This window comes from Achromobacter sp. SLBN-14 (assembly GCF_006715415.1).
Lineage (GTDB): Bacteria > Pseudomonadota > Gammaproteobacteria > Burkholderiales > Burkholderiaceae_B > Achromobacter > Achromobacter mucicolens.
In genome coordinates this window covers 2,466,807-2,490,592 of record NZ_VFNE01000001.1, presented here as the reverse complement: position 1 = coordinate 2,490,592, position 23,786 = coordinate 2,466,807, and the positions used below count along the sequence as shown (strand labels likewise).

Below are 23,786 nucleotides of genomic sequence, written 5' to 3'. Positions count from 1 at the left end.
TTACCAGCGGAAATGGCTGAAGGCCTTGTTGGCCTCTGCCATCTTGTGCGTGTCTTCGCGCTTCTTCATCGCGGCGCCACGACCTTCGGAGGCGTCGATCAGTTCGCCAGCAAGACGCAGATCCATCGACTTCTCGCCACGCTTCTTGGCGGCTTCACGGAGCCAACGCATAGCCAGGGCCAGGCGGCGCACGGGGCGCACTTCAACCGGCACTTGGTAGTTGGCACCGCCAACGCGGCGGCTCTTCACTTCGACGATCGGCTTGATGTTGTTGATCGCCAGGCTGAACACCTCGATCGGCTCCTTGCCGGTCTTGGTGGCGACTTGCTCGAGGGCGCCGTAAACGATGCGCTCGGCGACGGCCTTCTTGCCGTCCAGCATGACGACGTTCATGAACTTGGCGAGCTCGACGCTGCCGAACTTGGGATCGGGCAGAATCTCGCGCTTGGGTACTTCGCGACGACGGGGCATTGTTGCTTCCTTGTGTCTGTTCAGTTGAACCGTGTTTCATTACACGGCCATGGCCGCCCATTGGGACGACCCCTTACGTGCCGCGCACCTTCCCATCATCTGGATGGCGCGGTCGCACTTCCCGGGTGACGGACTTCCGTCACGTGGGGGTACTGCTGACTTGTAATTAAGCCTTCTTCGGGCGCTTGGCGCCGTACTTCGAGCGGGCTTGCTTACGGTCCTTGACGCCTTGCAGGTCAAGGGAACCGCGCACGATGTGGTAACGCACACCGGGCAAGTCCTTCACACGGCCGCCACGCACCAGAACCACCGAGTGCTCTTGCAGGTTGTGGCCTTCACCGCCGATGTACGAAATGACTTCGTAACCGTTGGTCAGACGCACTTTGGCAACCTTACGCAGAGCAGAGTTCGGCTTCTTGGGGGTGGTGGTGTACACGCGGGTGCACACGCCGCGGCGTTGCGGGCAGTTTTCGAGCGCGGGGCTCTTGCTTTTGATGATGCTGACTTCGCGCGGCTTGCGCACGAGTTGGCTAATGGTAGGCATGACCTTTGAAATCCCTTTTACGTACCACTGGTAAGTACTTACGTACTCGTCTCCTGGAGCGGGTGAGCTTTCGGAGAAGGCAGTTCGCGCAAAACCGCCTCAAACGTTCAAATACGTAAAAGAGCGGGCTTGCCAACAAACCATGACAAACGCACAAAATCGGGGGCAGCCAGAAAAACAGTTACTACTAGCTGGAGCAAGGACAAAAGGCTCGTGACGCACCTTCGACCATGACCCTGAACTGTCTGCCTGAGCGTGCTGATTTTGCGCGCGAAATAAAGCAGTAAGCCCTTTAGCATAACTGAGATGAAGGGCTACTGTCAAAGTTTTTTGTAAGTGTCGCCAAGCCGCGCGTTGCCGGCAAAAGCCGGGCAGTTGGCGGCGGCTGACGAAAAATGGGGCCATGTAAGGGGCAAACCCCGGGGACAAACCTGGCGGACGAACCCGGCGGCGGACCAGCGGCCAAATCCTGTGCTTGATACCGCAGTGCTCGCGGCGCGGCCTGCGAGCAATCCCTGCCCCACGTTCTGGATTGGAGGAGTGTACCCCCTTGCGCGCTCAGCGATCAGTAAATAGATAGCCGCTGCCGTAGACGGTGCGGATCGGCAACACCACGCCTGCTTGCTCGGCCTTGCGCCGCAATCGGCTGACGATGACGTCGATGCTGCGGGCGCTGCTGGCGCGCGCTCCGCCCCCTTCCGCCTGCAATTCGCTGCCCAGCACGTCGCGGCCCACGGCCTTGCCGGCCACGTTCAGCAACGCCCGCACGATGAGACGTTCGTTGGCAGACAGGGATAGCGTCACGCCAGTCGGCGCCACCAGCGTCCAACCCTGGTCGCGCAGCTCCCATCGCCCGCTGCCCGTCTCGTGCGCGTCGGCCGGCTCGGCGGTGGCGGGCAGCCGGCGGGCGAGGGCGAGAAGGATGCAGACGAGTTCGCGTGGATCCTGGGGATCTGGCAGACACGCATCGGCGCCGCTCTGAAGACAGCGCAGACGGTTATCCACGGACATGTTCTTGCCGACGACCACAATGCCTAGCGGCGCGGAGCCATGCAAGCGGGCGACAAGGGCGTAGCCGATTTCACCGGATGCGCCGATGTCCAGGACCACGGCGTCGAAGTGCCCGCCGCTGAGCAGGCCAAACAATTCCAGCGTAGTGGAGCAGCCGCGGGCGGAGATGCCGGCCTGCAGCAGCGTGGATACGGACGAACCCCGTACGGCTTCGTCCGGAGACATCACAAGTATGCGCAATTGATTCATATCTGTCCCGATCTGCGTTCCCCCCCCTTGCACCGCCTGCTGTGTCGCGGCTGGTGACATCGTTGGAACAGTGTGGCGCTCGATAACGCAACAACTCCAGTCAAGATTCGTCAACTTTGCAATGTTTGACAGTTCTTGCCATAACGTAGCCGCGGAAGGGTTTTCCCGAGTTATCATTCGTTTACATAAATCCGCCCCCTTCGTTTTGCTAGGTCGCCACACGCGCGCCTGCGCAGCCAACTTTCGCGAGAACTCGTCTAATGAAAATCGCGTCGCTGGAAGACGACCTGGATCAGGCTCGGCGCATCCAGCAGGTTCTGACCGCCGCCGGCTATGCTTGCACCAGTTATCACCAAAGCCGCGATCTGCTCGCGGCTTTGCGTACCGAAGCGTTCGACCTGGTGCTGCTGGACTGGCACCTGCCCGATATCGACGGCGACGACGTGGTCCGCTGGTTGCGCACCCATATCGGCGCGCGCATCCCTGTGATTTTCCTGACCAACCGATCGGCCGAAGATGACCTGGTCGAGGGCCTGCGCGCGGGCGCGGACGACTACATCGTCAAACCGATGCGTCCCCTGGAACTGCTGGCCCGGGTCGCGGCGCTGCTGCGCCGCAGCCAGATCGCCGAGCCCGTGGACCAGACCATCGAAGTCGCGCGATACCGTGTCGATCCCGCCGCACGCGTCATTACGCTGGACGACGTGGCCATTACGCTGGCGCCGAAGGAATTCGAACTGGCACTACTGTTCTTTCGCAACATTGGGCGGCTGATGTCGCGCGATGTGCTGGCCGAGTGCGTCTGGAACCGGGAAATCCCCGCCACCTCGCGCACGCTGGACACCCACCTGTCGAACATCCGGCAAAAGCTCCAGCTTCGTCCGCAGCACGGTGTGCGGCTGACTTCCTCTTATGCACTTGGCTACCGGCTTGAACTGGTCAACCCGACCGACGACGGCCAGACCCTTTCGCTGTAGCTGCGTTGCCCGACTCCCTGGAGAATCGTTTGCCATGAGCCGCTTCCGCGCGCTTTGTTTGTTTGTCCTGGTTTCCTGCATCACGCTCGCCGCCCCCGCGCGCAGCCAGCCGGCGGGCGCATTGGGCGACGACTTCATCCACCGGGTCCGTCCCGGCGATACGCTGATTGATTTGGCCTCGCGGTACACGCGCAGCCCGACCAACTGGAACCGGCTGCAGACGCTGAACAAGATCGTCACGCCCGAAACGCTGCCCATCGGGTTGGAGCTACATATCCCGTTGGCCATGATTCCAGTGCGCGACGCGCAGGCGCAGGTGGTGCACGTGAGCGGCCGCGCAGTCCTGAACGGCAAGCCCGTGCAGCCCGGCACGCCCGTGACCGAAGGCAGCACGCTGGAGACCGCCCCCGACGGTTTCGTCACGCTGCAACTTGCCGACGGATCCCGCCTCACGCTGCCATCCAGCGGCGCCGTGGACCTTACCCGCTTGCGGCAGTTCGAGGGCACCGCGCTGACGGATTCGGTGATCAACGTGCGCCGCGGCAGCGTGGAATCCAGCGTCGCGCCCGCGGGTCAGGGCGTGGGCCGTTTCGAGATCCGCACGCCGGTTGCGGTGACGGGTGTGCGCGGAACGCGCTTTCGCGTGCAGCGCAGCGCGCAGGGCGTGCATAGCGAAGTCTTGCAAGGCAGTGTGCGCTTGCAGGCGCAGGCGCCCGGCGACGCGCCCGCCAAACCGGTCGCGGTGGCGCAAGGGTTCGGCGCCGCGGTGGGCGCCGACGGCGCCATGTCGGGCGTACGTCCGCTGCTGGCTGCGCCGCAATTGGGCGAGCCGGTTCGCGCAGGCGGCACGTGGTCGATTCCCTTCGCCCCCGTCGAAGGCGCGCAAAGCTATCTGGTGCGCGTCTCGCGCGATGCCGAAGGCCTGCTGCCCGTTTCTTCCGCCAGCTTTCCGACCCCCGACATCCGCTTTTCCGCCCCCGGCCCCGGCACGTTCTACGTATCGGTGCGCGCCATCGATGCCATTGGCCTTCACGGAACGGATTCGGTGCAGTCGTTCGAGGGCGCCAACATGCTGATGACGTCCTACGGGCTTGGCGTGGCGAGCGGCTCCGGCGGCCTTGTGACGCTGACCGCGTACTAAGGCACCCGCCATGCCCGACGCCGCCGACTCGCTCGACCGGTCCTGGCGGTCCGGCCTGTGGCTGACATTGGCGCTGGCGGCGTTGGCGGCGTTTCTTGGCGCGTTCAACGGCCTGGGCCGCCTGGACCAGGTCTTCTATGACCGCGCGGTCATGCTGACGGGCAGGCCCGCCGACCCGGATATCCTGATCGTGGCGATCGACGACGCCAGCATCGACGCGCTGGGCCGCTGGCCGTGGCGGCGCGCCATCCACGCCGCCCTGCTCGACCGGCTGACCGACGCGCGCGCCGTGGGATTGGATCTCATCTTTGCGGAACCCGACAAGATCAATGCCGACGACGATGCAATTCTTGCAGACAGCATCCGTCGCAATGGGCATACCGTGCTGCCGGTGGTGCTGGACCGCCTGAAGAACCCGACGGCCATCGGATTGCCCATTGCGGAACTGGCGCAAGCGTCCGCCTCTACAGGCTTCATCAATGCGGTCATCGACCCGGACGGCGTCGTGCGCGAAGCCGCCCTCACCGCGCAGTTTGCCGGAGATCGCCGCAACCACCTGGCCATCTCGATGCTGGAAGTTGGCGGCCAAGCCGGCGAGGCGCAACGTCTGCTCAAGCGCGCCGATGCCGACGGCCGCATCCTGATTCCGTATGCGGGTCCTCCCGGCCATGTGCGGACGGTGTCGTACCTTTCCGTACTGCGCGGCGACCTGCGGCCGGAAGACCTGCGCGGCAAATATGTGCTCGTGGGTGCGTGGGCCACCGGCCTGGGCGACGATTACCCGACGCCGGTGTCGCACGACGCCAACGGCATATCGGGCGTGGAGATCGTCGCCAACGTCCTGCAGGCCGCGCGCGACGACATCGCATTCCAGCGGCCGCCGGCTGCGTGGAGCGCGCTGTTCGCGGCGTTGCCGGTATTGCTGGCGTGCCTGGCCTTGTGGCGTCTGGCGCCCAAGAAGGCGCTGCTGGTCACCCTTGCGCTGCTTGCCGCCATCCCCGCGGCAGCTTGGCTATTACTGGCCCACGCCTATCTGTGGTTCGCACCCACCGCGGCGCTGGCGGGCGTGGCGCTGTGCTATCCGCTCTGGAGCTGGCGTAACCAGGAAGCCGCGCTGCGCTATATGGACACTGAGCTGCAGCGTTTGCAGCGCGAGTACCCGCCGATCCTGAACGAAGCCCGCGTGCAGCTTGCCAATCCCAGCGCCTCGCTGGAGAGCCGGGTGGGCGAACTTCGGCGCGCGCTGGCGCGGGTCCGCAACCTGCGGCGGTTCCTGGCTGACGGGCTCGACGGCATGCCCGATGCGACGCTGGTGTTCGACCAGGAAGGCCGCGTGCGATTTCGCAACCAGGCCGCCATCATGTTCTTCCAGCAGCTGGGCATTCGTCCGCCGCGCATCGGCCGGCCGGCGGCGCATCTGCTTGAACACACCCTTGCCGACGACGCTGCGCGGGCGCGCGTGGCCGACGCGCTGAGCGGCCGTCACCCGGCCGATGCGGCTTCGCCCTGGAGCGCGGACCTGGAAGTGCGCGACCGGGCAGGCCGCGACCTGATCCTGAAATGCGCCCCCATCCACACGGCCGAGGGCCAGTTCGCGGGCACGGTGGCCACGCTGACCGACATTTCCAACATCCGTCAGGCCGAGCGGCAGCGCGAAGAGACGTTGCGCTTCATCTCGCATGACATGCGCGCGCCGCAAAGCTCGATCCTCGCATTGGTGGAAATGGCGCAGGAAGGCGGGCAGCAGGAAGTTCCGCACGACACGCTCGCGCGCATTGCGCTGCTGGCCAACCGCACGCTCAGGCTGGTCGACGACTTCGTGCATCTGACCCGCGCCGAATCGATGCCGATCAGCACCATCGAACTGGATCTGGGCGGGTTGCTGCAGGACGCCGTCGACGATCTCTGGCCGTCCGCCAGCAAGCGCGGCATCGCATTGGAAGCCAGCACGCCGCTACCGGTCGCCTACACGCGCGGCGAGCAGACACTGCTGATGCGCGCGCTGTGCAATCTGGTCGACAACGCCATCAAATACAGCGCGAGCGGCACGCGTGTCGATTGCAGCATCGATGCGCAGCACGGCTTCTGGTGCGTGCGCATCAAGGACCAGGGTCAGGGCATCGCGGCGCAGGACGTGGCCCGGCTGTTCGAGCCCTTCGCCCGTGTCGGCGCCGACAATCGCGACGACGTTGGCGGTGCGGGGCTGGGACTGGCATTCGTGCATACCGTGGCCGGACGGCACGGCGGGCGAATCGAAGTGCAGAGCGAGCTCGGCGCAGGCTCCGAATTCATCCTGCACCTGCCAAAGGCGTAGGTCGCGGTCCTATTGGAAGGTGTGCGAGATGACCGCGGGCTTGCCCGGTCTGACCTCGAGCGTCATGCGAAAGGGCGGCAGGTCTGCGTTGCGCACTACCACCTGATACTTGCCCGGAATCAGCTTGAGCTCCTTGACGGGCGGACTGATTCCCCGCGCCACGCCGTTGATCCAGACTTCGCCCCAGGGGCGGATGTCCACCCGCACGGTGACCGGCACCGGTTTGGGCTTGGGCGCCTCTTCGGCAACCGAAGCTGCCGGCGCGGTTTCCTGCGCCGTGGGCGCGGGCGGCGGCTCGGCGGCACTTGGCGAATCCGCCTGCGTGCGCGCAGACGGCGAACCCGGCCCAGCGGCCGGGACCGTCGCGGTTGCTTGGCCTCCAGCGGCGGCGCCGGCCGTCAAGGGCGGCAGGTCGGCGGGCGCTTGCGATGCCGCCGGCGCGGGTTTTGGCGTGGGTGTGGGCGTGGGCGTGGGCGCGGACACTGGCGCGGCAGGCTGCGGCAAGGGATGCACGACGGGCGGATTAGGCTGTACGACTTCCGAGCGGGTAATCAGCGCATTGGGACTGCCCTTGCCCCAATGGAACCACGCATAGATGCCCGCGCCGATCAACGCGAGGATCAGCAGCCAGAACAGCAGCGGACCGCGCCGGCGGGCGGGCTCGCGCCGTTGCGCGAAACCGGCCACGGGCGGGGGCTTGGCCGTCTCGACCGATTCGTCTTCCGGCTCGGCCGGTTCGTCGTAGGCGGCGACGCCAAGCAGGCTGGCCAGCTCCGCCAACGACTGCGGGCGCGCCCTGGTGTCCATCGCCAGGCCGGCATCGATGACCCGCAGGAAATCCTGTCCGTACTTGGGCAGTCCCATGTCGGCCAGCGCTTCGTATTCGTCGTGGGCGCGGCGCTCGGGCGCCGGCGGCGGCCGGCTGCCAATCACTAGCGCGTACGCCACGGCGCACAAGGAATAGATGTCGGTCCAAGGTCCGCGCGGCCATTCTACGGAATCCGTGTACAGCTCGAACGGCGCGAAGCCGGCGGCCGGCGTCCTGCTGGCCCGGCGCGAGCGCGCCACCACCAGTTCGGGCAGCAGATGCGCCCGCGCGCCTTCATCCATGCCCACGGTTTCGAGCGAGATGTCGCCGCAGATTTCCCCTTGCGCATGCAAAGCGATAAGCGAAGGCAGAAGGTCGGACAGGAGCCGCTTGATGCGCGATTCCGGCACCCCGCCCGCCGCGCTGGCGGCGATGGCGCTCAATGGGCGAAGCGCCAACGGCGCAGCGCCTGAAAAGGGGCCACGCGGCGTCAACAAGCCGGCGGGTGTAGACATCATCGAAGCTGCGCAGACGCGCCAATAACAGGTTCAGGGGCTATTTAGGCGGAATATTATCCAATCCGCAACGGCAGGACATTGCCGAAAATGTCCGAGCGCATCAGGCTGTGGCACGATAGCGTACCGCGTCACCATCCTACATCTTTGGAAGCCATGAAAATTCGCATCCTGAGCAGTCTGCTTGGCGTATCGGCCCTGTTGGCCGGTTGCACGGGCATCTCCAAATTGCAACCCGAGAGCCCTCCAACGGCCGAAGCCCTGGCCGAGCTGCAGCAGGTGCGCGACCAGTACAGCGCCGGGCGCTACGGAGAAGTCATCCGCGGCGTCGCCCGTTCCGACACCCTGGCCACCTCATCCAAAGCGGTACGCATCGAGGCCTACAAGCTTCAGGCGTTCAGCTACTGCGTCACGCAATATACGCAGCTCTGCGAGGACAGCTTCGCGCGCATCCTGGTTCTGGATCCGGCCTTCGAACTGGCGCCCAACGAAGCTGGCCACCCCGTCTGGGGACCGGCCTTCCAGCGCGCCCGCGCCCAGACCGCCAAATAGTCCTGCAGCACCCTTTCTTTCGCAAGTAAAAAGGCCGCTGATTCTCATCAGCGGCCTTTTGATTTTCAGGCTTGCCCGCGAACCTCGCGGGGCAAGCCTGCCGGAGACTTCCGCTTATTCGGCGGAATCCTCGGTACCCACGTCGGAAGCAGGCGTCTCGGCGTCCGAGCCCACCGTGACCGGTGCGTCCTCGAACGGGTTGGCCTGCTGGCGGGCGGCTTCGCGTTCCGCGGCCTCCAGCAGTTCCTTGTCGCGGCGTGCGTGGTGGTAAGCCAGGCCGGTACCCGCCGGGATGAGGCGGCCGACGATGACGTTTTCCTTCAAGCCGCGCAGGTCGTCGCGCTTGCCCATGATGGCAGCTTCGGTCAGGACCCGGGTGGTTTCCTGGAACGAGGCGGCCGAGATGAACGAGTCGGTCGACAGCGAGGCCTTCGTGATACCCAGCAGCACGTTGTCGTACGTGGCCGGACGCAGGTCGGCAGCCGTGACGCGGTCGTTCTCGTTCAGCAGCTCGGAGCGCTCGACCTGCTCGCCCGGGATGAACTCGGTATCGCCCGCATCGACGATGTTCACACGGCGCAGCATCTGACGAACAATCACTTCAATGTGCTTGTCGTTGATCTTCACGCCCTGCAGACGGTAAACGTCCTGCACTTCGTCGACGATGTACGTCGCCAGCTTCTCGATGCCTTGCAGGCGCAGGATGTCGTGGGGATCGGCCGGGCCGTCCACTATCATTTCGCCCTTGTTCACCACCTGGCCGTCGTGCACCAGAACCTGCTTTTCCTTCGGAATCAGGAACTCGTGGCTCACGCCTTCCAGGTCGGTGATGACCAGACGCTGCTTGCCCTTGGTGTCCTTGCCGAACGAAACCGTACCGGTGACGTCGGCGAGCATGCCGGCGTCCTTCGGCGAACGGGCTTCGAACAGTTCGGCCACACGCGGCAGACCGCCGGTAATGTCGCGGGTCTTTTGCGATTCTTGCGGAATACGCGCCAGAACTTCACCCACGGCAACCTGCTGGCCGTCGCGCACCGTGATCAGGGCGCCCACCGGGAACGAGATGTTCACCGAGTGATCGGTGCCGGCGATCTTGACGTCTTCGCCGTTCTCGTTGACCAGCTTGATCTGCGGACGCATGACGATCTTGCCGCCACGGGTCTTCGGCGTGATGACGACGAGCGTCGACAGGCCGGTGACTTCGTCCACCTGCTTGGCAACGGTCACGCCTTCTTCGATGTTCTCGAAGCGGACGGCGCCGCCGTATTCCGACACGATCGGACGGGTCAGCGGATCCCACGTCGCCAGACGCGCGCCGGCCTTCACGGCCTCGCCATCGCCCACCAGCACGGTCGCGCCGTACGGGATCTTGTGGCGTTCGCGTTCGCGGCCGTTGTCGTCGAAGATCGCCAGTTCGCCCGAGCGCGAGATCGCGACACGTTCGCCCTTGGCGTTCGTGACATAACGCATCGTGCTGGCAAAGCCGACCGTACCGGTCGACTTCGTTTCCACCGCGCTGGCCAGAGCCGAACGCGACGCCGCGCCACCGATGTGGAACGTACGCATCGTGAGCTGCGTGCCCGGTTCACCGATGGACTGCGCGGCGATGACGCCGACGGCTTCGCCCTGGTTGACGGACGAACCGCGGCCCAGGTCACGGCCATAGCAATGCGCGCACAGACCATGACGCGTTTCGCAGGTCAGCGGCGTGCGAACCTTGACTTCGTCCACGCCAATGCGGTCGATGGTGTCGACCAGGTCTTCGTCCAGCAGGGTGCCGGCGACGATGGCCGTTTCCTGCGTGTCCGGATTGACGATGTCCACGGCAGCCACGCGGCCCAGGATACGGTCGCGCAACGGTTCGATGACTTCACCGCCTTCGACCAGGGCCTTCATGTTGTAGCCCTGCGAAGTGCCGCAGTCGTCTTCCGTAATGACCAGATCCTGCGTCACGTCGACCAGACGGCGGGTCAGGTAACCCGAGTTCGCGGTCTTCAGTGCCGTGTCGGCCAGACCCTTACGCGCACCGTGAGTGGAAATGAAGTACTGGAGTACGTTCAGGCCTTCACGGAAGTTCGCGGTAATGGGCGTTTCGATAATCGAGCCGTCCGGCTTGGCCATCAGGCCGCGCATACCGGCCAGCTGGCGGATCTGGGCGGCCGAACCGCGGGCGCCCGAGTCAGCCATCATGTAGATGGAGTTGAACGATTCCTGGCGCACTTCCTCGCCGTGACGGTTGGTCACGGGCTCGGTGGCCAGTTGTTCCATCATCGCCTTGCCGACCTTGTCGCCAGCCTTGCCCCAGATGTCCACGACGTTGTTGTAGCGCTCTTGGGACGTGACCAGACCCGACGAGTACTGCTTGTCGATTTCCTTCACTTCGCGGCTGGCTTCGGCCAGGATGCCTTCCTTGGCGGTCGGGATCAGCATGTCGCCCATGGCGATCGAGATACCGCCGCGCGTGGCCAGGCGGAAGCCCGACTGCATCAGCTTGTCGGCGAAGATCACCGTGTCGCGCAGGCCGCAGCGGCGGAACGACTGGTTGATCAGACGCGAGATTTCCTTCTTCTTCAGCGCCTTGTTCAGGACGGTGAAGGGCAGGCCCTTGGGCAGAATCTCGGACAGCAGCGCACGGCCGACCGTCGTCTCGTGACGGCGGATGACCGGTTGCCATTCGCCGTTCTCGTCGCGTTCGTGTTCCTTCAGGCGCACGGTGATGCGGCTTTGCAGCTCGACTTCGTTGTTGTCGTAGGCGCGCTGGACTTCAGCGACGTCCATGAAGAAGATGCCTTCGCCACGGCCGTTGATGCGCTCGCGAGTCGTGTAGTACAGACCCAGCACGATGTCCTGCGACGGCACGATCGACGGTTCGCCGTTGGCCGGGAACAGCACGTTGTTCGAGGCCAGCATCAGCGTACGCGCTTCCAGCTGGGCTTCCAGCGACAGCGGCACGTGAACAGCCATCTGGTCACCGTCGAAGTCGGCGTTGAACGCCGCGCAAACCAGCGGGTGCAGCTGGATCGCCTTGCCTTCGATCAGCACCGGCTCGAACGCCTGGATGCCCAGACGGTGCAGCGTCGGCGCACGGTTCAGCATGACCGGGTGTTCGCGGATGACTTCTTCCAGGATGTCCCAGACCACCGGCTCCTGGCTTTCGACCAGTTTCTTGGCAGCCTTGATGGTCGTGGCCAGGCCCATCATCTCCAGACGATTGAAGATGAACGGCTTGAACAGTTCCAGGGCCATCAGCTTGGGCAGGCCGCACTGATGCAGCTTGAGCTGCGGACCCACCACGATGACCGAACGGCCCGAGTAGTCGACGCGCTTGCCCAGCAGGTTCTGACGGAAACGACCGCTCTTGCCCTTGATCATGTCGGCCAGCGACTTCAACTGGCGCTTGTTGGCGCCCGTCATGGCCTTGCCACGGCGGCCGTTGTCCAGCAGCGAGTCGACAGCTTCCTGCAGCATGCGCTTTTCGTTGCGCAGGATGATCTCAGGCGCCTTGAGCTCCAAGAGACGCTTCAGGCGGTTGTTGCGGTTGATGACGCGGCGGTACAGGTCGTTCAGGTCGGAGGTCGCGAAGCGGCCGCCGTCCAGCGGCACCAGCGGACGCAGGTCCGGCGGCAGCACGGGCAGCACTTCCATGACCATCCACTCGGCCTTGATGCCGGACTTCTGGAAGCCTTCCAGCACCTTCAGGCGCTTGGAGATCTTCTTGATCTTGGCTTCCGAGCTGGTGGCCTTCAGCTCGCCGCGCAGCGTTTCCACTTCGCGGTCGATGTCGATGGTGCGCAGCAGTTCACGCACGGCTTCGGCGCCCATCAGGGCACGGAAGTCGTCGCCGTATTCCTCGGTCTTGGCCAGGAAATCGTCGTCCGACATGATCTGGCCGCGCTTGAGCGGCGTCATGCCGGGTTCGATCACGCACCAGGCTTCGAAGTACAGCACGCGTTCGATGTCGCGCAGGGTCATGTCGAGCACCATGCCCAGACGCGACGGCAGGCTCTTCAGGAACCAGATGTGAGCGACGGGGCTGGCCAGCTCGATGTGGCCCATGCGTTCACGGCGAACCTTGGCGACGGTGACTTCAACGCCGCACTTTTCGCAGATCACGCCACGGTGCTTCAGGCGCTTGTACTTGCCGCACAGGCACTCGTAGTCCTTGATCGGGCCAAAGATCTTGGAGCAGAACAGACCGTCACGCTCAGGCTTGAACGTGCGGTAGTTGATGGTCTCGGGCTTGCGAACTTCGCCGTAGGACCACGAACGGATCTTCTCGGGCGAGGCGATGCCGATCTTGATGGCATCGAACTGCTCGTCTTGCGAGACTTGCTTAAAGAGGTCGAGTAGCGCTTTCATTAGTTACGCTCCAAATCCATGTCCAGGGCCAACGAGCGGATTTCCTTGACCAGAACGTTGAACGATTCCGGCATGCCGGCATCGATCACGTGGTCGCCCTTGACGATGTTCTCGTAAACCTTGGTACGACCGTTGATGTCGTCCGACTTCACCGTCAGCATTTCCTGCAGGGTGTAGGCGGCGCCGTATGCTTCCAGCGCCCACACTTCCATTTCCCCGAAACGCTGGCCGCCGAACTGCGCCTTGCCGCCCAGCGGCTGCTGCGTGACCAGCGAGTACGGGCCGGTGGAACGGGCGTGCATCTTGTCGTCGACCAAGTGGTGCAGCTTCAGGTAGTGCATGTAGCCGACCGTCACCGGGCGTTCGAACTGCTCGCCCGTGCGGCCGTCGAACAGCCATGCCTGCGTACGCGAAGGCGTCAGCGCCATGCGTTCGGCGACGTCGTCCGGATAGGCCAGTTCCAGCATCTTGGTGATTTCCTCTTCGGTCGCGCCGTCGAAGACGGGCGTCGCGAACGGCACGCCGTTCTTGAGGTTCTGGGCCATTTCCATGACTTCGTCATCGGTCAGCTCGTCGATGCGCGCGCCGGTGCCGGTCGTGTTGTAGACCTTGTCCAGGTAGGCGCGGACGTTCTTGACCTGCGCCGTGCGCTCGTCACGCAGCATGTCGGCGATGCGATGGCCAACACCCTTGGCAGCCCAGCCCAAGTGAACTTCCAGCACCTGGCCGACGTTCATCCGCGAGGGCACGCCCAGCGGGTTCAGAACGATGTCGGCCGGCGTGCCGTCAGCCATGTGGGGCATGTCTTCCACCGGGGTGATGCGCGACACGACACCCTTGTTGCCGTGACGGCCTGCCATCTTGTCGCCAGGCTGCAGACGACGCTTCACGGCCAGGTAGACCTTGATCATCTTCAGCACGCCCGGGGGCAGCTCGTCGCCCTGCGTCAGCTTCTTGCGCTTCTCTTCGAAGGCCAGATCGAACTGGTGACGCTTCTGCTCGAGCGATTCCTTGGCCTGTTCCAGCACGACGGCGTGCGGCTCGTCGGCCAGACGGATGTCGAACCACTGCCAGCGATCCAGATCGGCCAGGTAGGCCTTGGTGATCGTCGCGCCCTTGGCCAGCTTGCGCGGGCCGCCGTTGACGGTCTTGTTGATCAGCATCTTTTCGATACGATCGAACTGGTCGTTTTCAACGATGCGCAGCTGGTCGTTCAGGTCCTGGCGATAGCGGCGCAGTTCATCGTCGATGATGGACTGGGCGCGCTTGTCGCGCACGATGCCTTCACGCGTGAACACCTGCACGTCGATCACGGTGCCGGTCATGCCCGAGGGCACGCGCAGCGAGGTGTCCTTAACGTCGGACGCCTTTTCACCGAAGATGGCGCGCAGCAGCTTTTCTTCCGGCGTCAGCTGGGTTTCGCCCTTGGGCGTGACCTTGCCGACCAGCACGTCGTCGGCGCTGACTTCGGCGCCGATGTAGGTGATGCCGGAATCGTCCAGACGGTTCAACTGCGTTTCAGCCAGGTTGCTGATGTCGCGGGTGATTTCTTCCGGTCCGAGCTTCGTATCGCGGGCGACAACGGTCAGTTCCTCGATGTGCACCGAGGTGTAGCGGTCATCCGCCACGACCTTTTCGGAGATCAGGATCGAGTCTTCGAAGTTGTAGCCGTTCCAGGGCATGAACGCGATCAGCATGTTCTGACCCAGGGCGAGTTCGCCCAGGTCGGTCGATGCGCCGTCAGCCAGCACGTCGCCCTTGGCAACGCGGTCGCCACGCTTGACGATCGGACGCTGGTTGATGTTCGTGTTCTGGTTGGAACGCGTGTACTTGATCAGGTTGTAGATGTCGACGCCCACTTCGCCGGCGACGTTTTCTTCGTCGTTCACGCGAATCACGACGCGCTCGGCGTCGACGTGGTCGACCAGACCGCCACGCAGCGCCTGCACGGTGGTGCCCGAGTCAACGGCCACGGTGCGCTCGATACCCGTACCCACGACCGGCTTTTCCGGACGCAGGCAAGGCACGGCCTGACGTTGCATGTTGGCGCCCATCAGTGCGCGGTTCGCGTCGTCGTGTTCCAGGAACGGAATCAGCGAGGCAGCAACCGACACGATCTGCGACGGGGCAACGTCCATGTAGTGCACGTTGGCCGGGGCGGTCAGCATCGTTTCGCCAGCTTCACGGCAGGCGACCAGGTCGTCCACGAAACGGCCTTCTTCGTCGAGCGCGGCGTTGGCCTGCGCGATGACGTAGTGGCTTTCTTCGATGGCCGACAGGTAATCGATCTGCTCGCTGACGCGGCCGTCGATGATCTTGCGGTAAGGCGTTTCCAGGAAGCCGTACTCGTTCAAGCGAGCGTACAGCGCCATGGAGTTGATCAGACCGATGTTCGGGCCTTCCGGCGTTTCGATCGGGCAGACGCGGCCGTAGTGGGTCGGGTGCACGTCGCGGACTTCAAAGCCGGCGCGCTCGCGGGTCAGACCGCCCGGGCCCAGTGCGGAAACACGACGCTTGTGCGTGATTTCCGACAGCGGGTTGGTCTGGTCCATGAACTGCGAGAGCTGGCTCGAACCGAAGAACTCCTTGATGGCAGCCGAGATCGGCTTGGAGTTGATCAGGTCGTGCGGCATCAGGTTTTCGGTCTCGGCCTGGCCCAGACGTTCCTTGACGGCGCGCTCGACGCGCACGAGGCCCGCGCGGAACTGGTTTTCGGCCAGTTCGCCCACGCAACGCACGCGGCGGTTGCCCAAGTGATCGATGTCGTCGATCTGGCCACGACCGTTACGCAGCTCAACCAGCACCTTGATGGTTTCAAGGATGTCTTCGTTGGTCAGCGTCATCGGGCCGGTGATGTCCTCACCACGGCCCAGACGGCTGTTGACCTTCATGCGGCCGACGCGCGACAGGTCGTACGTCTCTTCGCTGTAGAACAGACGCTGGAACAGCGCTTCCACCGCTTCTTCGGTGGGCGGCTCGCCAGGGCGCATCATGCGGTAGATGGCAACGCGCGCGGCCATCTGGTCGGCAGTTTCATCGGTGCGCAGCGTTTGCGAGATGTACGGACCGCGGTCCAGGTCGTTCGTGTAGAGCGCCTGGAACTCGTGCACGTTGGCGGCGCGCAGGGCGCCGAGCACGCTTTCCGTGATTTCGTCGTTGGCGTTGGCGATGACTTCGCCGGTATCTTCGTCAACGATGTTCTTGGCCAGCACGCGACCGTACAGGAAATCTTCCGGCACGGAGATGCGCTGGATGCCGCCGGCAGCCAGGTCGCGCAGGTGCTTGGCGTTGATGCGCTTGTCCTTCTCGACGATCACCTTGCCCGAACGGTCGGCGATGTCGAAACGGGCCATTTCGCCCTTCCAACGCTCAGGCACGAATTCCATCATCGCGCCTTCGCTCTTCAGTTCGAAGTTATCGAAGTCGAAGAAGTTGGCCAGGATGGTTTCCGGCGTCATGCCGATGGCCTTGCACAGGATCGTGACAGGCATCTTGCGGCGGCGGTCGACGCGGAAGAACAGGACGTCCTTCGGGTCGAATTCGAAGTCCAGCCACGAGCCGCGGTAAGGAATCACGCGGGCCGAGAACAGGAGCTTGCCGGAGCTGTGCGTCTTGCCGCGGTCGTGTTCGAAGAACACGCCAGGCGAGCGGTGCAGCTGCGAAACGATGACACGCTCCGTGCCGTTGATGACGAAGGAACCCGTGCCCGTCATGAGCGGAATTTCGCCCATGTAGACTTCCTGTTCCTTCACTTCCTTCACGGTGGGCTTGCTGACTTCGCGGTCAAGCAGCACCAGGCGGACCTTGGCTCGCAGGGGCGAGGCATAGGTCAGGCCACGTTGCTGACATTCCTTGACATCGAACACCGGCTCGCCGAGCACATAGCTCACGAACTCCAAGCGCGCCATACCGTTGTGACTAACGATCGGGAAAATCGACGAAAACGCCGCCTGCAAACCGTCGGCTACGCGTTCGGACGGGGCGGTATCCGCCTGCAGGAAAGTTAGGTAGGATTGAAGCTGTGTCGCCAAAAGGAAAGGAACGTTTTGAACGTCTTCACGCTTGGCGAAGCTTTTGCGGATGCGCTTTTTTTCGGTGTACGAGTAAGGCATGAGCACTCCGACTCGAGGTTGCATGGGCCGTCAACCACGGCCCCAGGTGATACGACTCCAGGAAACCCCACTGAATGGGCATACCCCCAGTAGGGGTTTCCTGGAAACGCAAAAGCCCGGGGACTGCAAACTGTGCTGTCCCCGGGCAGTTGACGCAGGTCTTACTTGACTTCGACCTTGGCGCCAGCTTCTTCCAGCTTCTTCTTGGCGGCTTCGGCGTCAGCCTTGGCCACAGCTTCCTTGACGGGCTTCGGAGCGCCGTCGACCAGGTCCTTGGCTTCCTTCAGACCCAGACCGGTCAGCTCGCGCACGGCCTTGATGACGCTGACCTTGTTCGCGCCGGCTTCTTGCAGGACGACGGTGAACTCGGTTTGCTCTTCAGCAGCGGCAGCAGCGCCACCAGCGGCGGGAGCAGCGACAGCGACGGCAGCGGCAGCAGCCGACACGCCGAACTTCTCTTCCATTTCCTTGATCAGCTCGGACAGCTCGAGCACGGTCATGCCAGCGATGGCGTCAAGGATTTCAGCTTTGTTAAGTGCCATTTTTCAGAACTCCAAATATTTTGGTAATGCCAGGGTTTGGGTGTCGCTTCGTCGTTCAGCGAATTCCGGACAACAGGGCGATTAGGCCGCTGCCTTCTGGTCGCGCACGGCAGCGAGGCCACGGGCGAACTTGGTCGGAACTTCGTTGAGCGTACGCACGAATTGCGCGATGGGGGCTTGCATGGTGCCAAGCAGTTTCGACAGCAACTCTTCGCGCGAGGGCATGGTGGCCAGGGCCTTCACGCCTTCTTGGTTCAGCAAGTTGTTGGGCAGAGCGCCCGCCTTGATGACCAGCTTATCGTTGCTCTTCGCGAAACCAGCAATGACCTTGGCCGCCGCTACCGGATCTGTGCTGATGCCATAGATCAGCGGACCGGTCAGTTGCTCGGCCAACGGCTCGAAAGCCGTGCCAGCAACAGCACGACGGGCCAGCGAGTTCTTCAGAACACGCAGATACACGCCCGATTCACGCGCAGTTTTGCGCAGTACGGTGACAGAGGCGACGTCCAGACCACGGTACTCAGCGATAACAATCGATTGGGCCTTGGCGACTTCCGCCGAGACTTCCTCGATTACCACCGCTTTCTCTTGACGATTGAGACTCACGGTTTGAACACTCCATCAAAAGACGCCTGGGGCCGGAGCCTTGCGCGTCAACCGAATGCGGCGCCTGGACGAGTTCTTCGGGTAAAGAATTCTTCCTGGGGACGCCGTCTACGCTGGATCCGGACTAGATGAGCTCCGGGATTAAGCGGGGCAGCGGCGATGCTGCTTTCCTTGCGGAAGGACAATCCCTTCCACTGCCCTGCTCCAGCGGTCTTTGACAGCAACATCCGGAGGGGTCCGGATGCAGCCCAAAGTACGTTTACTGCTGTTGGCTTAGTTGGAAGCCGACAGCGAGGCAATTTCCACACGCGCTCCGCCGCCCATCGTGGACGAAACGGCGAGCTTGCGCAGGTAAATGCCCTTGGCAGCTGCGGGACGAGCCTTTTGCAGGGCGTCGACCAGAGCGGCCAGGTTGGTTTGCAGCTGTTCCACGCCGAACGACGCGCGGCCGATCGTTGCGTGGATGATGCCGGCCTTGTCGGTACGGTACTGAACCTGACCGGCCTTGGCGTTCTTCACAGCGGTTGCGACGTCGGGGGTCACGGTGCCGACCTTCGGGTTCGGCATCAGGCCGCGCGGGCCCAGGATCTGACCCAGGGCACCGACGACACGCATCGTGTCGGGCGAGGCGATGACAACGTCAAAGTCCATTTGACCGGCCTTGATGCTGTCGGCCAGGTCGTCCAGACCAACGATGTCGGCGCCAGCGGCCTTGGCGGCTTCAGCCTTGTCGCCTTGGGCGAACACGGCGACGCGGACCGACTTGCCGGTGCCGGCGGGCAGCACGACCGAACCGCGGACCAGTTGGTCCGACTTCTTCGGGTCGATGCCGAGCTGCACGGCCACGTCAATGGATTCATTGAACTTGGCGACGGCGGTTTCCTTGACCAGGGTCAGGGCTTCAGCGACCGGGTACAGCTTGGTGCGGTCGATCTTTTGTGCAATAGCGGCGGCGCGCTTGGACAACTTAGCCATGATTAGATCCCCTCAACCGTGATGCCCATGCTGCGGGCGCTGCCAGCGATCGTGCGCACTGCGGCTTCCAGATCGGCGGCGGTCAGGTCGGGACCCTTGGCCTTGGCGATTTCTTCAGCTTGCGCGCGGGTCAGCGTACCGACCTTGTCGGTATGCGGCTTGGGCGAACCCTTTTGCACGCCGGCGGCCTTCTTGATGAGGACCGTCGCGGGCGGGGTCTTCATGATGAAGGTGAAGCTCTTGTCGGCGAAAGCGGTGATCACCACCGGAATCGGCAGACCAGGCTCCATGCCTTGAGTCTTGGCGTTGAACGCCTTGCAGAATTCCATGATGTTCAGGCCACGCTGACCCAGGGCCGGGCCAATCGGGGGGGAGGGGTTAGCCTTACCAGCCGGTACTTGCAGCTTGATAAAGCCGACGATCTTCTTCGCCATGCTTTGCTCCTTGCGGGTGATATCGCCCTGGCCGATAAGGACAGGGCTCCCCGGGGGTTAGATTCAGGTCTTTTCGACCTGGCTGAAATCGAGCTCGACGGGCGTGGCGCGACCAAAAATGGTGACGGACACACGCACCTTGCTCTTTTCGTAGTTGACTTCTTCGACGTTGCCGTTGAAGTCCGCAAACGGACCTTCCTTGACCCGAACCATCTCGCCCACTTCGAACAGGATCTTGGGGCGGGGTTTCTCGACGCCCTCTTCCATCTGGGAGAGGATCTTTTCGACTTCCTTTTCGGAAATCGGGGTCGGACGATTGCCCGAGCCGCCCAAAAAGCCGGTGACTCGGTTGGTGTTCTTGACCAGGTGCCACGTTTCGTCGGTCAGGTCCATTTCAACCAGGACATAACCGGGGAAAATGCGGCGCTCGGTGATCGACTTCTGACCACCCTTGACCTCGACGACTTCTTCAGAGGGCACAAGGATGCGGCCAAAAGACGTTTGCAGGCCCGCGCGCTCGATGCGCTCATTCAGGGCCTTGTGTACGCTTTTTTCCATGCCGGAGTACACATGGACGACATACCAACGCTTACTCATTTGCCGTCCTTATTTCCAGCCCAGCAGCAGGCCGTAGAGAATCCATTCGATGCCCTTGTCGAGCACCCACATGAAAATGCCCATGACGGCCACGAAGGCAAAAACGATACCCGTCATCTGGGTCGTTTCCTTGCGGGTGGGCCATGCGACACGCTTGACTTCGTTGTAGGACTCGCTGGCAAAGCTCAGGGTACGGCGACCGGGTTCGCTGAACCAGGCGATCGCGGCTGCGATCACGAGGCCGCCGACGAACACACCGATCCGAGCGGGCATCGGCTGCGCGCTAAGCACGGAGAACCCGACGATGCCAGCAATAACGACGAGAACCGCCAGCCCGAGCTTGACCCGGTCGGCGGTACTGGTTACGGTTTCTACGCTGGTATTAGACATATTGCGACGCGAGCCGCCGTGAATGCGTAACTCGCGATGATCTCCCGCGGGTTTATCCTGGCGGTGGCAGGGGCAGTAGGAATCGAACCTACAACCTTCGGTTTTGGAGACCGACGCTCTGCCAATTGAGCTATGCCCCTAAACACATCAAAATCTTGTTCCGCCCTGCATCGGCTCGCGGAACCATACATAGTACTACTTTTACAGCAAAGATGGATAGAGGGGCATGAATGCCCACCCTACCCATCCGGGTATTGCTTACTTCAGGATCTTGGCGACGACGCCGGCGCCGACGGTACGACCGCCTTCACGGATGGCGAAACGCAGACCTTCTTCCATGGCGATCGGGGCCAGCAGCTTGACGGTCATCGTCACGTTGTCGCCCGGCAGAACCATTTCCTTGTCGGCCGGCAGGTCGATCGTGCCCGTCACGTCCGTCGTGCGGAAGTAGAACTGGGGACGATAGCCGTTGAAGAACGGGGTGTGGCGGCCGCCTTCTTCCTTGGACAGGATGTACACCTCGGACGTGAAGTCCGTGTGCGGGGTGATCGAGCCCGGCTTGGCCAGAACTTGGCCGCGCTGGACGTCTTCACGCTTGGTGCCGCGCAGCAGGATGCCCACGTTGTCGCCAGCTTGACCTTGGTCCAGCAGCTTGCGGAACATTTCCACGCCCGTGCAGGTCGTCTTGACCGTCGGAACGATACCGACGATTTCGATTTCTTCGCCGACCTTGATGATGCCGCGTTCGATACGGCCGGTCACCACGGTGCCGCGACCCGAGATCGAGAACACGTCTTCAACCGGCATCAGGAACGCGCCGTCGATGGCACGCTCAGGCGTCGGGATGTACGAATCCAGCGCGGCAGCCAGCGCCAGAATGGCCTGTTCGCCCAGTTCGCCCTTGTCGCCTTCCAGCGCCAGCTTGGCCGAACCCTTGACGATCGGGGTGTCGTCGCCCGGGAAGTCGTACTTGGACAGCAGTTCGCGAACTTCCATTTCCACCAGCTCGAGCAGCTCGGCGTCGTCAACCATGTCAGCCTTGTTCAGGAAGACGATGATGTACGGCACGCCAACCTGGCGGCTCAGCAGGATGTGCTCGCGCGTTTGCGGCATGGGGCCATCAGCGGCCGACACGACCAGGATCGCGCCGTCCATCTGGGCAGCGCCCGTGATCATGTTCTTGACGTAGTCGGCGTGGCCCGGGCAGTCAACGTGCGCGTAGTGACGCGATTCCGTTTCGTACTCGACGTGAGCCGTGTTGATGGTAATGCCGCGTGCCTTTTCTTCAGGAGCTGCATCGATCTGGTCGTAGCCCTTGGCTTCGCCGCCGAACTTGGTCGACAGAACGGTCGTGATCGCCGCCGTCAACGTCGTTTTGCCGTGGTCAACGTGACCAATCGTACCCACGTTCACGTGCGGCTTGGTACGTTCAAACTTGCCTTTTGCCATGGCTGACTCCTGACCTGGATTGCGCTTCTGACTGAAGAAAAGAATTTGGAATTTGTGGTGCCCATGGCGCGGATCGAACGCGCGACCTCTCCCTTACCAAGGGAGTGCTCTACCACTGAGCCACATGGGCATTTAAAAATCTTGGAGCGGGTGAAGGGAATCGAACCCTCGTCGTAAGCTTGGAAGGCTTCTGCTCTACCATTGAGCTACACCCGCGGCAAACCCTTTCACCTTCTCTCATCCCAACCCTTCGAAATGAAGGCCGGAGGATCCTTGCCACCTTCTTTGCGAAGGCCGCACAAGGCCACCGGGCCTTACATTGCAAATCCAGGCCAACCGCGCCTGGATTTAGGTATGGGTCTCTGGTGGAGGAGGTTGGATTCGAACCAACGTAGGCGCAAGGCCAACAGATTTACAGTCTGCCCCCTTTAACCACTCGGGCACCCCTCCAGCGGAGAACTTGAGATTATGAACACTTTCAAATCCGCTGTCAAACCATTCGGATGAAAAATTCATAATTTCAGTTCCACCTCCGCCGCGTTTCCGCGCAGAGGGGGCGAAGCTTACCGGTTTCCGCGAATTGCTGCACGAAAAAGCTGAGAATATTTTTCGGCGGAGAAATTGACGGGGTTCGTGCCGGCGGAAGGATCCTGGCTGGCCATGCGCCCCACCCGCTCGGCCTGGCCGTCATCCAGGCCGATCTCGGCGAGCGTATGTGGGATGCCCACGGCCTCGCGTAGCGCCAGCACCCAGTCGAGCACCGCGCCCGGGCTTTGCCGCGGCAACCCGAGATAACGCGCAAGCGCTTCAAGCCGGGGCGCCACCGCTTCTTCGTTGGCCTTGAGCACGTAGGGCATCAAGATCGCGTTGAGCAGGCCGTGATGCGCGTCATAGAGCGCGCCGAGCGGATGCGCCAGCGCGTGCATGGCGCCCAGGCCGCGCTGGAAGGCGGTGGCGCCCATGCACGATGCCGTCAGCATCTGCTGGCGCGCCTGCAGATCGGCGCCATCGGCCACCGCCTGCGGCAGATACGCCTTGATAAGGCGCATGCCCTCCAGCGCAATGCCAGCCGCCATGGGATGAAAGAACGGCGAACAGTAGGCTTCCAGGTTGTGCGACAGCGCGTCCATGCCCGTGGCCGCCGTGATCTTGGGCGGCAGGCCCACGGTGAGCTCGGCGTCCAGGATCACGATGGATGGCAGCATGCGGGCGTGAAAGATGATGCGCTTGATGTGCGCGGCCTCGTCGGTGATGACGGATGCGCGCCCGACTTCGGAGCCGGTGCCTGCGGTGGTGGGTACGGCCACGACGGGCGCCATGCCGGCGGCATTGACGCGCAGGTAGTTGTCGCCGATGTCTTCGAAGTCCCACAGCGGCCGGCTCTGCCCAGCCATCAAAGCGATGGCCTTCGCTGCATCAAGCGCCGAACCGCCGCCGAACGCAATGACACCGTCATGGCGCCCGCGCTTGAACGCCGCGACACCGTCGTCGACGTTGCGCCCGGTGGGATTGCCCTTGATGTCGTGAAAGACCGCGCAATCGACGCCATCATCGTGGCACATGCCCACGGCATCGCGGACCATGGGCAACGCGGCCAGTCCGGGATCGGTCACGAGCAAAGGTCGGGACATGCCCAGCTCACGGCAGCACGCGGGCAGTTCCTTGATGCGTCCGGGACCCACCTTGATGGCGGTGGGATAGTTCCAGTTGACGTGGGGGACGGTCATGATTCGGTTCCTG

18 protein-coding genes and 4 tRNA genes are annotated in these 23,786 nt (G+C 63.1%); 4 read left to right on the top strand and 18 right to left on the bottom strand.

What is annotated here, in order from left to right; translation table 11 throughout:
- The 3 genes from rpsG to FBY20_RS11305 all read right to left on the bottom strand — a co-directional run bounded on the left by rpsG (window position 1) and on the right by FBY20_RS11305 (window position 2,251).
- The gene (rpsG, locus tag FBY20_RS11315) at window positions 1-471 is read right to left on the bottom strand and encodes a 30S ribosomal protein S7 (protein WP_006389600.1); all 471 of its coding nucleotides are present in this window, start codon (window positions 469-471) and stop codon (window positions 1-3) included.
- Window positions 472-637: 166 nt separating this feature from the next.
- Window positions 638-1,015, bottom strand: coding sequence for a 30S ribosomal protein S12 (gene rpsL, locus FBY20_RS11310; RefSeq protein ID WP_005017264.1), 378 nt, complete (start codon window positions 1,013-1,015; stop codon window positions 638-640).
- Window positions 1,016-1,573: 558 nt separating this feature from the next.
- On the bottom strand, window positions 1,574-2,251 hold the full coding sequence (locus tag FBY20_RS11305; protein WP_370458336.1) for a response regulator transcription factor: 678 nt from the start codon (window positions 2,249-2,251) through the stop codon (window positions 1,574-1,576).
- Window positions 2,252-2,535: 284 nt separating this feature from the next.
- Here FBY20_RS11305 and FBY20_RS11300 point away from each other — a divergent pair, with 284 nt between their 5' ends.
- The 3 genes from FBY20_RS11300 to FBY20_RS11290 are packed head-to-tail and all read left to right on the top strand — an operon-like array spanning window position 2,536 to window position 6,707.
- A complete protein-coding gene (locus FBY20_RS11300) occupies window positions 2,536-3,252 on the top strand; it encodes a response regulator transcription factor (protein ID WP_142052186.1) in 717 nt (238 codons plus the stop codon).
- A 34-nt stretch (window positions 3,253-3,286) separates the two neighbouring features.
- Entirely contained in the window at window positions 3,287-4,393 is a 1,107-nt protein-coding gene (locus FBY20_RS11295) for a FecR domain-containing protein (protein WP_142052183.1), read from the top strand.
- Window positions 4,394-4,403: 10 nt separating this feature from the next.
- A complete protein-coding gene (locus FBY20_RS11290) occupies window positions 4,404-6,707 on the top strand; it encodes a CHASE2 domain-containing protein (protein WP_142052180.1) in 2,304 nt (767 codons plus the stop codon).
- A 9-nt stretch (window positions 6,708-6,716) separates the two neighbouring features.
- On the opposite strand, the gene FBY20_RS11285 is transcribed toward FBY20_RS11290, so the two are convergent.
- Window positions 6,717-8,030, bottom strand: a complete 1,314-nt coding sequence (locus FBY20_RS11285) for a serine/threonine protein kinase (protein ID WP_142052178.1) — start codon at window positions 8,028-8,030, stop codon at window positions 6,717-6,719.
- A 156-nt stretch (window positions 8,031-8,186) separates the two neighbouring features.
- On the opposite strand from FBY20_RS11285, the gene FBY20_RS11280 reads away from it, so the two are divergent.
- The gene (locus FBY20_RS11280) at window positions 8,187-8,582 is read left to right on the top strand and encodes a TssQ family T6SS-associated lipoprotein (RefSeq protein ID WP_056320715.1); all 396 of its coding nucleotides are present in this window, start codon (window positions 8,187-8,189) and stop codon (window positions 8,580-8,582) included.
- Window positions 8,583-8,696: 114 nt separating this feature from the next.
- Here FBY20_RS11280 and rpoC read toward each other — a convergent pair whose 3' ends face one another.
- The 14 genes from rpoC to FBY20_RS11210 all read right to left on the bottom strand — a co-directional run bounded on the left by rpoC (window position 8,697) and on the right by FBY20_RS11210 (window position 23,773).
- The gene (rpoC, locus tag FBY20_RS11275) at window positions 8,697-12,941 is read right to left on the bottom strand and encodes a DNA-directed RNA polymerase subunit beta' (protein ID WP_056320718.1); all 4,245 of its coding nucleotides are present in this window, start codon (window positions 12,939-12,941) and stop codon (window positions 8,697-8,699) included.
- On the bottom strand, window positions 12,941-17,053 hold the full coding sequence (gene rpoB / locus FBY20_RS11270; protein ID WP_142052175.1) for a DNA-directed RNA polymerase subunit beta: 4,113 nt from the start codon (window positions 17,051-17,053) through the stop codon (window positions 12,941-12,943). The genes rpoC and rpoB overlap by 1 nt, the downstream gene beginning before the upstream one ends.
- 161 nt (window positions 17,054-17,214) lie before the next feature.
- Window positions 17,215-17,595, bottom strand: coding sequence for a 50S ribosomal protein L7/L12 (rplL, locus tag FBY20_RS11265; protein WP_008157777.1), 381 nt, complete (start codon window positions 17,593-17,595; stop codon window positions 17,215-17,217).
- A gap of 81 nt (window positions 17,596-17,676) precedes the next feature.
- Window positions 17,677-18,201 carry a 50S ribosomal protein L10 gene (gene rplJ / locus FBY20_RS11260; protein ID WP_056320723.1) on the bottom strand — a complete coding sequence of 175 codons (525 nt, stop codon included), beginning with the start codon at window positions 18,199-18,201 and terminating at the stop codon, window positions 17,677-17,679.
- Window positions 18,202-18,474: 273 nt separating this feature from the next.
- Entirely contained in the window at window positions 18,475-19,176 is a 702-nt protein-coding gene (gene rplA / locus FBY20_RS11255) for a 50S ribosomal protein L1 (protein WP_056320726.1), read from the bottom strand.
- 2 nt (window positions 19,177-19,178) lie between these two features.
- On the bottom strand, window positions 19,179-19,610 hold the full coding sequence (gene rplK / locus FBY20_RS11250; protein ID WP_056320728.1) for a 50S ribosomal protein L11: 432 nt from the start codon (window positions 19,608-19,610) through the stop codon (window positions 19,179-19,181).
- A gap of 63 nt (window positions 19,611-19,673) precedes the next feature.
- Window positions 19,674-20,207 carry a transcription termination/antitermination protein NusG gene (gene nusG / locus FBY20_RS11245; protein WP_006389586.1) on the bottom strand — a complete coding sequence of 178 codons (534 nt, stop codon included), beginning with the start codon at window positions 20,205-20,207 and terminating at the stop codon, window positions 19,674-19,676.
- Window positions 20,208-20,216: 9 nt separating this feature from the next.
- Window positions 20,217-20,597: a preprotein translocase subunit SecE gene (gene secE, locus FBY20_RS11240; protein ID WP_046806052.1), complete on the bottom strand. Its 381-nt coding sequence runs from the start codon at window positions 20,595-20,597 to the stop codon at window positions 20,217-20,219.
- Between the two features lie 64 nt (window positions 20,598-20,661).
- Window positions 20,662-20,737 (bottom strand) — tRNA-Trp (locus FBY20_RS11235).
- 118 nt (window positions 20,738-20,855) lie between these two features.
- Entirely contained in the window at window positions 20,856-22,046 is a 1,191-nt protein-coding gene (gene tuf / locus FBY20_RS11230; RefSeq protein ID WP_142052172.1) for an elongation factor Tu, read from the bottom strand.
- Window positions 22,047-22,101: 55 nt separating this feature from the next.
- Window positions 22,102-22,176, bottom strand: a tRNA-Thr gene (locus FBY20_RS11225).
- A 12-nt stretch (window positions 22,177-22,188) separates the two neighbouring features.
- A tRNA-Gly gene (locus FBY20_RS11220) sits at window positions 22,189-22,262 on the bottom strand.
- 147 nt (window positions 22,263-22,409) lie between these two features.
- A tRNA-Tyr gene (locus FBY20_RS11215) sits at window positions 22,410-22,496 on the bottom strand.
- A gap of 113 nt (window positions 22,497-22,609) precedes the next feature.
- Window positions 22,610-23,773 carry an iron-containing alcohol dehydrogenase gene (locus FBY20_RS11210; RefSeq protein WP_142052170.1) on the bottom strand — a complete coding sequence of 388 codons (1,164 nt, stop codon included), beginning with the start codon at window positions 23,771-23,773 and terminating at the stop codon, window positions 22,610-22,612.
- Window positions 23,774-23,786 lie beyond the last annotated feature (13 nt).